The sequence below is a fragment of the Pigmentiphaga sp. GD03639 genome, assembly GCF_029845405.1.
GTDB lineage: Bacteria > Pseudomonadota > Gammaproteobacteria > Burkholderiales > Burkholderiaceae_B > Pigmentiphaga > Pigmentiphaga daeguensis.
On the sequence record NZ_JAOCLR010000023.1, the window covers coordinates 31,452 to 43,791 of the forward strand.

16 protein-coding genes are annotated in these 12,340 nt (G+C 68.6%); 10 read left to right on the top strand and 6 right to left on the bottom strand.

Annotation, left to right across the window (positions count from 1 at the left end; all coding sequences use genetic code 11):
* The first annotated feature begins 2 nt into the window (after window positions 1-2).
* From N5K27_RS20855 to N5K27_RS20885, 7 genes are read left to right on the top strand one after another with little or no spacing between them, the layout of a single operon-like run.
* Window positions 3-413, top strand: coding sequence for a TIGR03750 family conjugal transfer protein (locus N5K27_RS20855; RefSeq protein ID WP_206111240.1), 411 nt, complete (start codon window positions 3-5; stop codon window positions 411-413).
* On the top strand, window positions 410-1,099 hold the full coding sequence (locus N5K27_RS20860) for a PFL_4703 family integrating conjugative element protein (RefSeq protein WP_024889599.1): 690 nt from the start codon (window positions 410-412) through the stop codon (window positions 1,097-1,099). The genes N5K27_RS20855 and N5K27_RS20860 overlap by 4 nt, the downstream gene beginning before the upstream one ends.
* Window positions 1,096-1,983, top strand: a complete 888-nt coding sequence (locus tag N5K27_RS20865) for a TIGR03749 family integrating conjugative element protein (protein WP_009618151.1) — start codon at window positions 1,096-1,098, stop codon at window positions 1,981-1,983. The genes N5K27_RS20860 and N5K27_RS20865 overlap by 4 nt, the downstream gene beginning before the upstream one ends.
* A complete protein-coding gene (locus N5K27_RS20870; RefSeq protein WP_279818503.1) occupies window positions 1,973-3,391 on the top strand; it encodes a TIGR03752 family integrating conjugative element protein in 1,419 nt (472 codons plus the stop codon). The genes N5K27_RS20865 and N5K27_RS20870 overlap by 11 nt, the downstream gene beginning before the upstream one ends.
* Complete coding sequence (locus N5K27_RS20875; protein WP_124136570.1) at window positions 3,372-3,803, top strand: TIGR03751 family conjugal transfer lipoprotein; 432 nt, start codon at window positions 3,372-3,374, stop codon at window positions 3,801-3,803. Before N5K27_RS20870 ends, N5K27_RS20875 begins: the two co-directional genes overlap by 20 nt.
* Window positions 3,803-6,682 carry a conjugative transfer ATPase gene (locus N5K27_RS20880; RefSeq protein WP_279818505.1) on the top strand — a complete coding sequence of 960 codons (2,880 nt, stop codon included), beginning with the start codon at window positions 3,803-3,805 and terminating at the stop codon, window positions 6,680-6,682. The genes N5K27_RS20875 and N5K27_RS20880 overlap by 1 nt, the downstream gene beginning before the upstream one ends.
* A gap of 12 nt (window positions 6,683-6,694) precedes the next feature.
* On the top strand, window positions 6,695-7,489 hold the full coding sequence (locus N5K27_RS20885; RefSeq protein WP_279818507.1) for a thioredoxin domain-containing protein: 795 nt from the start codon (window positions 6,695-6,697) through the stop codon (window positions 7,487-7,489).
* On the opposite strand, the gene N5K27_RS20890 is transcribed toward N5K27_RS20885, so the two are convergent.
* The 6 genes from N5K27_RS20890 to N5K27_RS20915 all read right to left on the bottom strand — a co-directional run bounded on the left by N5K27_RS20890 (window position 7,465) and on the right by N5K27_RS20915 (window position 11,133).
* On the bottom strand, window positions 7,465-8,208 hold the full coding sequence (locus N5K27_RS20890) for a hypothetical protein (RefSeq protein WP_279818509.1): 744 nt from the start codon (window positions 8,206-8,208) through the stop codon (window positions 7,465-7,467). The genes N5K27_RS20885 and N5K27_RS20890 overlap by 25 nt on opposite strands.
* Before the next feature lie 50 nt (window positions 8,209-8,258).
* Window positions 8,259-8,684, bottom strand: a complete 426-nt coding sequence (locus N5K27_RS20895; RefSeq protein WP_245217913.1) for a nuclear transport factor 2 family protein — start codon at window positions 8,682-8,684, stop codon at window positions 8,259-8,261.
* A 28-nt stretch (window positions 8,685-8,712) separates the two neighbouring features.
* Window positions 8,713-9,306, bottom strand: a complete 594-nt coding sequence (locus N5K27_RS20900; protein ID WP_209210463.1) for a biotin transporter BioY — start codon at window positions 9,304-9,306, stop codon at window positions 8,713-8,715.
* A 64-nt stretch (window positions 9,307-9,370) separates the two neighbouring features.
* Window positions 9,371-9,829, bottom strand: a complete 459-nt coding sequence (locus N5K27_RS20905; RefSeq protein WP_024889590.1) for a PaaI family thioesterase — start codon at window positions 9,827-9,829, stop codon at window positions 9,371-9,373.
* A complete protein-coding gene (locus N5K27_RS20910; protein WP_279818514.1) occupies window positions 9,826-10,338 on the bottom strand; it encodes a MaoC family dehydratase in 513 nt (170 codons plus the stop codon). The genes N5K27_RS20905 and N5K27_RS20910 overlap by 4 nt, the downstream gene beginning before the upstream one ends.
* Window positions 10,339-10,353: 15 nt before the next feature.
* Window positions 10,354-11,133, bottom strand: a complete 780-nt coding sequence (locus tag N5K27_RS20915; protein WP_253102723.1) for an enoyl-CoA hydratase-related protein — start codon at window positions 11,131-11,133, stop codon at window positions 10,354-10,356.
* A gap of 200 nt (window positions 11,134-11,333) precedes the next feature.
* Here N5K27_RS20915 and N5K27_RS20920 point away from each other — a divergent pair, with 200 nt between their 5' ends.
* The 3 genes from N5K27_RS20920 (at window position 11,334) to N5K27_RS20930 (ending at window position 12,336) form a co-directional block, all read left to right on the top strand.
* Entirely contained in the window at window positions 11,334-11,645 is a 312-nt protein-coding gene (locus tag N5K27_RS20920; RefSeq protein ID WP_253102722.1) for a cupin domain-containing protein, read from the top strand.
* A gap of 143 nt (window positions 11,646-11,788) precedes the next feature.
* Window positions 11,789-12,109, top strand: coding sequence for a LysE family transporter (locus N5K27_RS20925; protein ID WP_279818520.1), 321 nt, complete (start codon window positions 11,789-11,791; stop codon window positions 12,107-12,109).
* Window positions 12,064-12,336 (top strand): hypothetical protein, encoded by a 273-nt coding sequence (locus N5K27_RS20930; RefSeq protein ID WP_279818522.1) that lies wholly within the window; start codon window positions 12,064-12,066, stop codon window positions 12,334-12,336. Before N5K27_RS20925 ends, N5K27_RS20930 begins: the two co-directional genes overlap by 46 nt.
* Window positions 12,337-12,340 lie beyond the last annotated feature (4 nt).

A 12,340-nucleotide genomic window follows, 5' to 3' on the forward strand; every position in this document is an offset into this window, starting at 1 on the left:
CGATGGCTGCCTTGAACGATATCGCGCGCGACGGGCTGGTCACCTTCCTGCCGCACAGGCTGAACCGGCAGCCCGTGGTGGTGAGGGGCCTGACCGCCGACGAACTCTGGATCTGCGCCGGCCTGTCCGCGGTGGCGGGGTTCATCGCCGGCGTGCCGCTGGCCTGGGCCACGCACAGCGTCGCCATGGTGCCGACCCTGATCGTGGCCGGCGTGGCGGCTGGCGTGTTCGGTGGTGGCGGCTTCCTGCGCAGGCAGAAGCGCGGCCGCCCGGACACCTGGCTGTACCGGCAACTGCAGTGGCGCCTGGCGCTGCGCCATCCGCTGGCAGCGTCCTGGCTCGGTGGGCACCGTCTCATCACGCGTTCGGGGTACTGGACCACCCGGCGCACACGCGGAGCAGCCGCCTCATGAGCCGTTTCAGGAACGAAGTCCATCACCTGCAGGCCCATGTGCGCACGCTGCGCCTGGGCGCCGGTGCGTTGTTCGTGGTGGCGCTGCTGCTCGGTTTCGGCTGGTGGAGTGCGCCGAGGCAACTGACGATCCACGTGCCCCCCGATCTGCGCTCGGGCAGCACCCGCGCCTGGTGGGATGTGCCGCCCGAGAATGTCTATGCGTTCGCCTTCTACGTCTGGCAGCAGGTCCAGCGCTGGCCGACGGATGGTGAGCAGGACTACCCGCGCAACCTCCACGCGCTGTCGGCCTATTTCACACCGGCCTGCCAGGCCTTCCTGCGCCAGGACTACGAGCACCGGCGCAGCAGTGGCGAACTGCGCCAGCGGGTGCGTGGTATCTACGAGATTCCGGGGCGCGGCTTTGGCGACAACCCCACGATGCGGGTGAAGACGGTTTCAAGCCGCGACTGGATCGTCACGCTCGACGTCAGCGCTGACGAGTACTACGGCGCCGAGCAGGTCAAGCGGGCCCTGGTGCGCTATCCGCTGAAGGTGGTGCGGCTGGACGTCGATCCCCAGCACAACCCCTTCGGCCTTGCGCTGGACTGCTATGACGGCGCGCCGCAGCGGATTGAGGCACCGTCGCCGGCAGTGCCTCCGTCCGGCACGCCCGACGGCGGCCTTTCGCAGGGAAGCAACCCATGAAACACCACGTCTTCACCATCGTGGCGAGCCTGGCCCTCGGCTTCGGCCTGGTGCCGGACAGCCATGCCATCGAGATCCTGCGCTGGCAGCGGCTGCCGCTGGCCGTCCCGCTGGTCGTCGGCCAGGAGCGCGTGGTCTTCATCGACCGCAACGTGCGTGTCGGCCTGCCCCCGAGCCTGGGCGAGCGGCTGCGCGTGCAGAGCGCGGGTGGCGCCATCTACCTGCGCGCCAGCGAGGCCATCGCGCCGACGCGGCTGCAACTGCAGGACGTGGAATCCGGCGCCATCGTGCTGGTCGACATCGCAGCCACGGAGGCCCGGGAAGGCGAGCCGCCGCTGGAGCCTGTACGCATCGTCCTGCAGGACGCCGCCGAGGAAGCCAGCGGTGACACTGCCGCCGGTCCAACCCAAGCAGCGCAACCCGCCAGGCGTCGGCAAACGCCGGTAGCCGTTGTCCTGACGCGCTACGCGGCGCAGAACCTTTACGCACCGCTGCGCACCGTCGAGCCCGTGGCCGGCATCGGGCGCGTGCCGCTGCGGCGCCCGCTCGCGCTGGACACACTGCTGCCAACGCTGCCGCTCAAGGCGCGGGCGCTGGCGGCCTGGCGACTCGAAGACCAGTGGGTCACCGCGGTGCGCCTGACCAACACCTCGCCTCACCGGATCGATCTCGATCCAAGGGTGCTGCAAGGCGACTTCGTGGCCGCGACCTTCCAGCATCCCGACCTGGGGCCGGCGGGCGCTTCGACCGACACCACGGTGGTCTACCTGGTCACGCGCGGCCGTGGCCTGGCCGAGTCCCTGATGCCAGTGCTCGGCCCCATCGATGCCGGTACGAACCTGCCGCCGGCCGCCGCTGCGGGGAGGACGTCCGATGAGGAGTAATCCCCTGTTGAAGTGGCTGCTGATTCCGATGGCATTGTTGCTGGTGTTCGTCGGTGCCAGGTTGTTCTCGGGCAGCGATGCCGCACCTGGCCAGCCGGATGTCCCGGGGCAGCTCACTCCCGAGGAAATGAAGGCGCTCGGCATCGCGGGCGACACCCCGCGCGATACCGTCGCCACCCTGGTCGCGCAGGTCAAGCAGCTCCGCACCGAGTTGCAGACCGCGCTGAGCGACAACCGCCAGCACAAGGCCGAAAACGAGCGCCTGCGTACCCGCGAGGGTGCGATCGACCAGCGCATCCAGAACGCCCTCGACAGCGAACGCCGCCGCCTGGAACAGGAGCGCATCCAGGCCGCCAGCGACCGGCAGCAGACGCAAGGGCTGATGCAGGAATTGCAGCGCCGCCTGGACGGGCTGTCCGGCAAGGGCGGTGCCGCCGACCTGCCGATCGGCCTTGGACTGGACGGGCATGACGGCGGGCCGCTCAAGGAGGGCGGCATGCGCTGGATCGAACCGGATGACGCCCGGCCCGATCCGAAGGGCGGTTCGAGCAGCCTGCGCTTGCCCGCCTTTCCCTCCAGCTTCGGCCTGGCCTCGCCGGAGCTGACGGCCGCGGCGGAGACCGTCAGCGACAGGACGGCGCAGGCCGATGGCGGCACCACCCGGGCGGTCTATACGGTGCCCACCAATGCCACGCTGATGGGCTCGGTCGCCATGACGGCGCTGATCGGTCGCATCCCCATCGACGGCACCGTCAACGACCCGTTTCCCTTCAAGGTGCTGATCGGGGCAGACAACCTGGCGGCCAACGGCATCGAGATTCCCGACGTGGCCGGTGCGGTGGTCAGCGGCACGGCCTCGGGCGACTGGACGCTCTCGTGCGTGCGTGGGCAGGTCCGTTCCATCACCTTCGTGTTCAGCGACGGCACCATCCGCACGGTGCCGGAGGACGACGGCAAGCGCAGTCGAAGCCAGAACAGCACCAGCTTGCTGGATGGCCTGGGCTGGATCAGCGATCCCTACGGCATCCCGTGCGTCTCGGGCGAGCGGCGCAGCAATGCCCAGCAGTACCTGGGATCGCAGGCGTTGATCACCGCGGCCGGCGCAGGCGCCGCTTCGCTCATCAAGTCCGACAACGGCAGCGTGGCCGTGGTCGCCAGCAACAACGGTTCGCTGGGCACGGTCGGCATTTCGGGCAACGAGGCCATGGGCCGCATCCTTGCCGGTGGCGTGCGCGACATGGCCGACTGGGTCAACAAGCTCTACGGCCAGGCCTTCGCTGCGGTCTACGTGCAGCCCGGCGCCAGGGTGGCCGTGCACCTGGAGCAGCCGATCGCCATCGACCACGACGCCAAGGGGCGCCGGGTGAATCACCTCATGGGAGAAGTGCATGCGCCGGACCTGGATTGACCGCCCCCTTGTCCTGCTCGCCGCCGCCGTTCTCGCGGGTTGTGCCACCAGTTCGGAAAAGCTACTGCCCCGGGGCGAGCACACCATGCTGGACATCTGGCAGCACGAGACTGGCGGCTACAGCCGAGGCCAGGCCGGCCGCCTGCTGCTCGACGCACGCCAGGACCTGCGCCGCCCGCTGACCGACGCTGACACCCTCGCAGCGCCCGCCCGGAACGCGGCCTACACCCGCACTGCAGCGAACGAGATCCAGCGACAGTTCCATCGACTGCCGAACCCCGATCTGGTGATGTACGTCTTTCCGCACCTGGCCGGCACCGACCCAGTACCGGTGCCCGGCTACAGCACCGTCTTCCCGCTCTACCAGCGCGTGCAGTACGCGATGCCCGGCGAGCGGCTGGAGGACTACTGATGGGCTGGCGACTGCCGTGGCCGCGTCGTCCGGCCCCCAGGCCAGTCCAGGCCGACATCGAGCCGGACGCCTGGACGCGGCATGTCGACCGCCTCGCTGCGCACGGCATCGACGCACCTGGCGCCGCCCTTGGGTCGAATCATCGGCGACCCGCGACGCGGGCCGACCACGCGGCGCTCTACGACGTGGCGCCGTCTTTCGCCGACCTGCTGCCCTGGGTCGAGTACCTGCCGGCCACGAAGTGCATGCTGCTCGAAGATGGCCAATCGGTGGCGGCGTTCTTCGAGTTGCAGCCGATCGGTACCGAGGGGCGCGAGACCGCCTGGCTGTGGCAGGCCCGCGATGCCCTGGAGAACGCGCTGCAGGACTCCTTCGACGAACTGGACGAGAACCCGTGGGTGGTGCAGCTCTACGCGCAGGACGAAGCCGATTGGGACCACTACCTGCGCACCCTGGGGGCGTACCTGCATCCACGCGCGCAGGGCAGCGCGTTCAGCGAGTTCTACCTGCGCTTCTTCGGGCACCACCTGCGCGCGATCGCGAAGCCGGGCGGCCTGTTCGAGGACACCACGGTCACACGCCTGCCGTGGCGCGGCCAGACCAGGCGCGTGCGCATGGTGGTTTATCGGCGCACCCCGGACGCCGCATCGGCCCGGCGGGGGCAATCGCCCGAGCAGGCCCTGGCGACGATTTGCGACCGCCTGGCCGGCGGCCTGGCGAATGCCGGCGTCAAGGCCCGGCACCTTGGCGCGGCGGACATCCACGACTGGCTGCTGCGCTGGTTCAACCCGAATCCCGGCGCGCTGGGCAGCACGGCCGAAGACCGGGAACGCTTCTACGCGCTCGCCCGCTACCCGGAGGAACGGGAAGAAGGCGAGATCGAGCTGGCCAGCGGCGACTTCGCGCAACGCCTGTTCTTCGGCCAGCCGCGCTCGGATGTCGCGAACGGCCTGTGGTTCTTCGACGGCATGCCGCACCGGGTCATCGTCATGGACCGCCTGCGCTCGCCACCCGCGACCGGACACGTGACCGGCGAGACGCGCAAGGGCGGCGACGCGATGAACGCGCTGTTCGACCAGATGCCCGAGGACACGGTGATGTGCCTGACCCTGGTCGCCACGCCGCAGGACGTGCTGGAGGCGCACCTCAACCACCTGGCCCGCAAGGCAGTCGGCGAGACGCTCGCCAGTGAGCAGGCGCGCCAGGACGTGCAGCAGGCCCGCGGCCTCATCGGCAGCGCGCACAAGCTGTATCGGGGCACGCTGGCGTTCTACCTGCGCGGCCGCGACATGGCGCAGCTCGACGCCCGCGGCCTGCAACTGGTCAATGTCATGCTCAATGCGGGCTTGCAACCGGTGCGCGAAGAGGACGAGGTGGCCCCGCTCAACACCTACCTGCGCTGGCTGCCCTGTCTGTTCGATCCGGCGGCGGACAAGCGGCAGTGGTACACGCAACTGATGTTCGCGCAGCACGCGGCCAATCTGGCGCCGGTGTGGGGGCGCAGCCAGGGCACTGGCCATCCGGGCATCACCTTCTTCAACCGGGGCGGCGGGACGATCACCTTCGATCCACTGAACCGGCTTGACCGGCAGATGAACGCCCACCTGTTCCTCTTCGGCCCCACCGGCTCCGGCAAGAGCGCCACGCTGAACAACATCCTCAACCAAGTCACGGCGATCTACCGGCCCAGGCTGTTCATCGTCGAGGCCGGCAACAGCTTCGGCCTGTTCGGTGACTTCGCCGCTCGGCTGGGCCTGAGCGTGCATCGCGTGAAGCTGGCACCCGGCGCGGGCGTGAGCCTGGCGCCATTCGCCGATGCCTGGCGCCTGGTCGATACACCGGGTCAAGTGCAGACGCTGGACGCCGACGCCCTGGACGAGGACGGCGACGCCCATCCGGCCGACGACGGGGATGACCAGCGGGACGTGCTCGGCGAACTCGAAATCACCGCCCGGCTGATGATCACCGGCGGTGAGGACAAGGAGGAAGCACGCATGACGCGCGCCGACCGCAGCCTGATTCGCCAGTGCATCCTGGACGCCGCCCAGCGCTGCGTGGCACAGGCGCGCACGGTGCTGACCCGCGACGTGCGCGACGCGCTGCGCGAACGCGCCCGCGACGCCAACCTACCGGATGCCCGGCGCGCGCGGCTGCTGGAGATGGCCGATGCGATGGACATGCTCTGCCAGGGCGCGGACGGCGAGATGTTCGACCGTCCGGGCACGCCCTGGCCCGAGGCGGACATCACCATCGTGGACCTGGCCACCTTCGCGCGCGAGGGCTACAACGCGCAGCTCTCCATCGCCTACATCTCGCTGATCAACACGGTGAACAACATCGCCGAGCGCGACCAGTTCCTGGGTCGGCCGATCATCAACGTCACCGACGAAGGCCACATCATCACCAGGAACCCGCTGCTTGCACCCTACGTGGTCAAGATCACCAAGATGTGGCGCAAGCTCGGTGCGTGGTACTGGCTGGCGACGCAGAACATCGACGACCTGCCCAAGGCCGCCGAGCCCATGCTCAACATGATCGAGTGGTGGATCTGCCTGTCGATGCCGCCCGACGAGGTGGAGAAGATCGCCCGGTTTCGCGAACTGTCGCCCGCGCAGAAGGCGCTGATGCTGTCCGCTCGCAAGGAGGCGGGCAAGTTCAGCGAAGGCGTCATCCTGTCCAAGTCGATGGAAGTGCTGTTCCGCGCCGTGCCGCCCAGCCTCTATCTGGCCCTTGCGCAGACCGAACCGGAAGAGAAGGCCGAGCGCTACCAACTCATGCGCCAGTACGGCATCGGCGAACTGGATGCCGCCTTCAAGGTGGCCGAGAAGATCGACCAGGCGCGTGGCATCGCATCGCCGCCGCTGTCCCTGCCGAAATGACCGGAGCGCGTCATGTCCTCGAAGCGAACCACCTTGCCGGGCCGGGCCCAGGCCATTCGCAAACGCGCCGGGCGCCTGCCACGGCTGCACTGGATGGTGGCTGGCATCCTGGCTGCGGGCCTGCTGGGATGGCTCCTGTACCGCACGCCCGGTGCGCCGGCGCCGCGCACGGGTCCCGAGGTCGCGCAGGCACATCTCGCCGGCCCACCCTGGCGCCACGGGCCAGCGGATGCGCGCTTCACCTTGACGCTGTACGCCGACCTGGAGTGTCCGTTCTGCAAGGCCTACTACCCGACGCTGATGGCCTGGATCGATGCCCATCCCGAGGCCAGCCTGCGATGGCATCACCTGCCGCTGGCGATGCACGATCCCGAGGCGAGTCGGCTGGCCCGCGTGGCCGAGTGCGCAGGCGAAGCGCAAGGCCACGAGGCTTTCTTCGATGCCATCGCATGGCTCTACCAAAACACCCGGGGCGATGGCCAGGGGCTGCCGGCAGACCTGACCTGGCCAGGCATGACCACCGCCATCCAGGCATGCCTGGACAGCGAGCGCCCCGCAGCCATCGTTCGCGCGCAGGCCGACGAGGCCCTGCGCAGCGGCATCACCGCCACGCCCACCGTGCGGCTTGACGACGGCCTGACCGGGAAAACGCTGCTGCTGCACGGCCTGGTCGAGGGCGATGCGCTGCTGTCGGCGCTCGATCTGGTCGCGTCGCCGGACAGGCCGGACGCTCGTTCATTGGGGGCCGCCGACGCCGCCGGCACGGCGGTCCATGGCCGCCGTCATGGCCTCGCCGAGGCCCAGTAGTCGCGGAGCGCGCGCACGCTGTCCGATGGCGAAGGCATGTAGCCGCTCAGGTTGACGAGCCCGACGTTCATGCCGCGTTCGTCGGTGGTGCCCCTGAGCATCAGCCGTTGGAAGCGGCCGGTGTCCAGGCCATATCGATGCGGATCATCGACTTTCAGCGCCAGTAGGTGCAGGTGCGAGTTCCAGATGCGGAACTTCGCATGTTCGATGGCCCGTATCGCCTGCCAGGGAACGAAGACCCGCTGGGGGCCTTCGCGCGTGAGGCCGAGGGCATCGGCCACGAGGTCGGCGGGTGGGTCGAGGCGACGCAACCGCCGCACGAGTGTTCGCACGATCGCACGTGTGAGCGCCACGGCCAGGATGACGCCGCCCAGCGCAAGAGCGAGCACGACAGGGTCCGTCTCGTGGATGTCCTTGACGAGGGGCGGCAGCACGACGACCAGCAGAGGGAACACGATCCCCATGCCCATGACCAGCACTTCCCACCACGCGGCGCGCGCGATGGGAATGCGCAGCGTCGCCGGGAAGCGGGGCAAGGGCATGTGCCTGCCTCGCCAGCGCAGGCGGCGTCCATACTGTCGGACCAGGATCATGAGCCCCATGACGGAGGTGACGAGGAAGACGGCGGCAGCCAGTCTGGCGGGGCCAGGGTCCGCGCGCAGGGACGATAGCAACGCAAGCACCAGCGTCACGCCCGACACCAGGAGCACCGGCTCCACCACGAAGACGTAGATCCTTGTCCACCAAACGCTCCCTGCCTGCTGCTCGCTCATGGCCCTCCGTCCCGATCCCGCTTCGATGCCGCTCCCATCCTGGTCATCCACTCGCTGCGGTCGAAATACACTTCGTTGCGGCGAATCTTGCCCGCATGGTCCAGTTGTACCAGGCATACGCCGACCACGGTCAACACCTCGCCACCGACCGGGATGTCGGCACACCATTTGTTGAGGAAGCCATCCTGCATGGGGATGCCCTCGACCTGCGTCCAGACCCACGCCGGATTGCGCGCCAACAGGCGCTCGAAATAGCCCAGCAAGGCGGGCTTTCCCCGCAGCCCTTGGGGTACGGCAGGGTCGAGATAGAAGGCATCCTCCGAATAGAAGGCAGCCAGCCGCTGGGGATCGTTGCCGGTCCAGGCAGGCAGCCACGCCTGCGCAAAGCGCCGCGCCTGCTCCGCATCGAGGGCGTTCATCATGATGTGCCGGGCCGGTCGGGGACGCGCATCATCGGTGCGCCGCCTTGCGGGTACCGCTATCGATGGCCTTGAGCAGCGCAGCGCCAAGCACCGACTTGAGCACGCCGCCGAGGACGAAGGGGGCCACGCCCACGGCGATGGCTTTCTGAACGCCAACCATCGCGGCCAGCCAGGCGCCGCCGAGCAGCAGGCACAGGGCGTTGCCGATCAGCATCGCCGCGAAGGCCAGCACGACGCGCCCGCCATGCCAGCCGCGTTCGACCAGCCAGCCGGTCAGCGCGCCGGCCACGGGAAAGGCCAGCAGGTAGCCACCCGTCGGTCCCAGGAAGCGCGCCAGGCCTCCCGTGCCACCGGCGAACACCGGCAAGCCGAGCGCGCCCTGGGCCAGCCAGACGAGGATCGTCAGGCCACCCAGGCGCCAGCCATACAGTGCGCCGACCAGCGTGACGGCCAGCGTCTGCATGGTCATTGGTACCGGCACCATGGGCACGCTGACGTGGGACGACGCGGTGAGCACGAGGGTGCCGAACAGCACCGCCAGCACCTTGGTCGCGTTGGACTGTCCGCGCAGCCAGCGGGTTGTGTCGAGGGTCCCGAGGGTTGGGGTCGAGGTTGGGGTCATGGGTTCTCCTTCATGAATGGCGGAACTGGCCGCCGGGCGCATCCTTGCGCGGACACCGGAAACGTCATCGATCCTGCTTGCCCTGCAGGCAGATCAGGGTCTGCTGGCCGAGCGCCACCTGGGCTCGTCCCTGCTCGGTGACGCCGAAGACTTCGAGCTGGCAGATGGTCAGGGTGCGTCCGGAGCGCACCACCGTACCGACCGCTTCGAGGTAGTCGCCCTGCGCGGGGGCCAGCAGGTTGATCTTGAACTCGACGGTCAGCACGGAGCTGTCCGGTGGAAACAGCGTGAAGCCCGCGTAGCCGCCGGCCGAGTCGGCGATGGCGCTGGTGCCGCCGGCATGGAAGTAGCCATGCTGCTGGGTGAGGGTTTCGCGGAACGGCAACCGGATGCTGACCCGTCCGCGCGCAACCTCGTGCAGTTCGGCGCCCAGGTGGTGCATCAGGCCCTGGCGGGCGAAGCTGTCGCGGACGATTCGCTCGACCTGGGGATCGAGCGGCAAGGATGGGGCGGCTTGGGTCATGGTGCGGAGGTTCCTTCTCGCTGTGGGGACGCCTCGGGGTGGCGGCGGCCGATGAGGTTCATGGCCTTGAAGCTCGCGACGACTTCGCCCTGCTGGTTGATCCCCTCGACCAGGGTATGCACCATGCCGCGGTCGGGCTTGGAGCGCGATGGCACCGCGTCGGCGATGGTCAGCCGCAGGTGCAGTTGGTCACCCGGGCGCACCGGCTTGAACCAGCGCACTTCATCGACGCCCGGCGAGGCCAGGCTTGCCACCGACGTCAGGTAGTGGTCGACGAACAGCCGCATCATCAGGCCGATGGTGTGCCAGCCACTGGCGATCAGGCCGTGGAACGGCCCGCGGGCCGCCGCCTCGGGATCGATGTGCATGGCCTGGGGATCGAATTGCCGCGCGAACGCGATGACTTCCGGCTCTTCGACCCCGATGGGGCCGTACTCGAACGATCGGCCCTTTTCGTAGTCCTCGAAGTAGCGTCGATCCCTCGGTGTCTTGAAATCGGACAGTGGCATGGCAAGGCTCCGGTGTCAGGAATGGGGGTTGAAGCGAGGCGGCCGCTTCTCCAGGAATGCCCGCATGCCTTCCTCGCGGTCGGGCAGCGAAAGGGTGCGGTGGAAGGCGGCCCGCTCGCGGCGCAGTCCTTCGTCCATGGGCAGGCTGGCGCTGGCACGCGCGGCCTGCTTGATCAGGACCAGCACCTCGCCCGACAGCGACGCCATGTCGGCGACGAGCCGGCGGCCCTCTTCGAGCAGGTGATCGGCGGGCACGATGCGCGAGACCAGCCCGCTGCGTTCGGCCTCGCGGGCGTCCATGCGGCGCCCGGTCAGCAGCAGGTCCAGCGCCTTGGCCATGCCGAGCAGGCGCGGCAGGCGCTGCGTGCCGCCCGCGCCGGGCATGGTGCCGACGCGAACCTCCGGGTGGCCGAACACGGCGTTCTCGGCCGCCAGCACGATGTCGCACATCTCGACCAGTTCGCAGCCGCCGCCAAGCGCGAAGCCCTGCACCAGCGCCACCACGGGCTTGGGGAACGTGCCCAGCGGCGCGCAGCAACCGGCGAAGTCGGTGGCCCGTGCCTGCTCCGCGCTGATGCCCAGCATCTCCTTGAGATCGGCACCGGCCGCGAAGTGTTCGCCTTCGGCGCGTAGCAGGACCACTCGCACGGAGGCGTCGACCGCCAGCCTGTCGAGGTGCGCGGCCATCGCATCGGTCAGTGAGCGGCACAGGGCGTTGCGGGCTGCCGGCCGGTCGATGACCAATTCGGCATAGCCGTCTGGGTGCGACGCGCATCGAATGAAATCGGAAGACATGGGTTCTCCTGCGAGGAACCACCCGAAGTGCCGGGCCGTCATCGATTCGGCAGCGCCGGGCAGTAACTGCGAAGTCTGCTGCGCGATGACGCTTGCGGCCAAGCGCGAATATCTCAGGTGCGATTGAAAATTTCTCGCTGGAGCAGTTGCCGACGTCTTTGAAGAATGCCGGCCAACACATCGACAACGGAGGCGATTCCATGAAGGTTGTCCGTGGCCGGGAGGTCACCACCGGCAGGCCCTGGGGTGCTGTCCCCATTGCCGAACTGTCGGGCCTGTCCGTGAAGATTCACTGGACCGACCAGGCCTATCGCTGGCACATCAACGACGGCGGGGAGGTCTTCGTGGTCCTGGACGGCACGGTGGACATGCACCATCGAGTCGATGGGCAGGAGCAGGTGATCGAGCTGGGCGTCGGCGATGTCTTCTTCGCGGAAGCGGGATGCGAGCACCTCGCGGTCCCTCGTGGCGAGGCACGCATCCTGGTCGTCGAAAGGGTGGGCAGTCCGTAGGTGGAGCCGGACATCCACAGAAATCTCAACGCCGGCTGAAAAAAACTCGCTGGAGCCAACGCCTTGCCCGTCCCAGAATCGATTCGCGGACGGACCTCGTCTTTCCCTCAATGCTCCAGTACTCCCCGTCCCAGCGAACTCCCATGGAACATACCGCCCTCGTGGCGCTGATCGTCTACGCCTTCGTCATGTCGATCACGCCCGGCCCCAACAACGTGATGCTGATGTCCTCGGGCCTGCTGTTCGGCCTGGGCCGAACCTGGCCGCACCTGCTGGGCATCCCCGCGGGCGTGATGGTGCAGCTTGGGATTACCGGCGCCGGCCTCGGTGCGGTGTTCGCCCTCGAACCGCGCCTGCAGGTCGCATTGAAGGTCGTGGGCAGCCTCTACCTGCTCTGGCTGGCCGGCCTATCGGCTTCATGCAGGCGCTGGCCTTTCAGTTCGTCAATCCGAAGGCCTGGCTGATCTCGGTGACGGTGGTGTCCACCTTCCTGCCGCCGGGCGAAGGCTACGCACTGCGCCTGCTGGTGGTCAGCCTGGTGTTCGCCGCCATCGGACTGCCCTGCATGCTGGTCTGGGCCGCCTTCGGCGCCGGCCTGCGGCCCTGGCTGCGCGACCGCGCCGTTGCTCGCGCGATCAACCGTGCGATGGCGACCCTGGCCGCCCTGACCGTTCTTCTCTTCTGGATCTGATGCC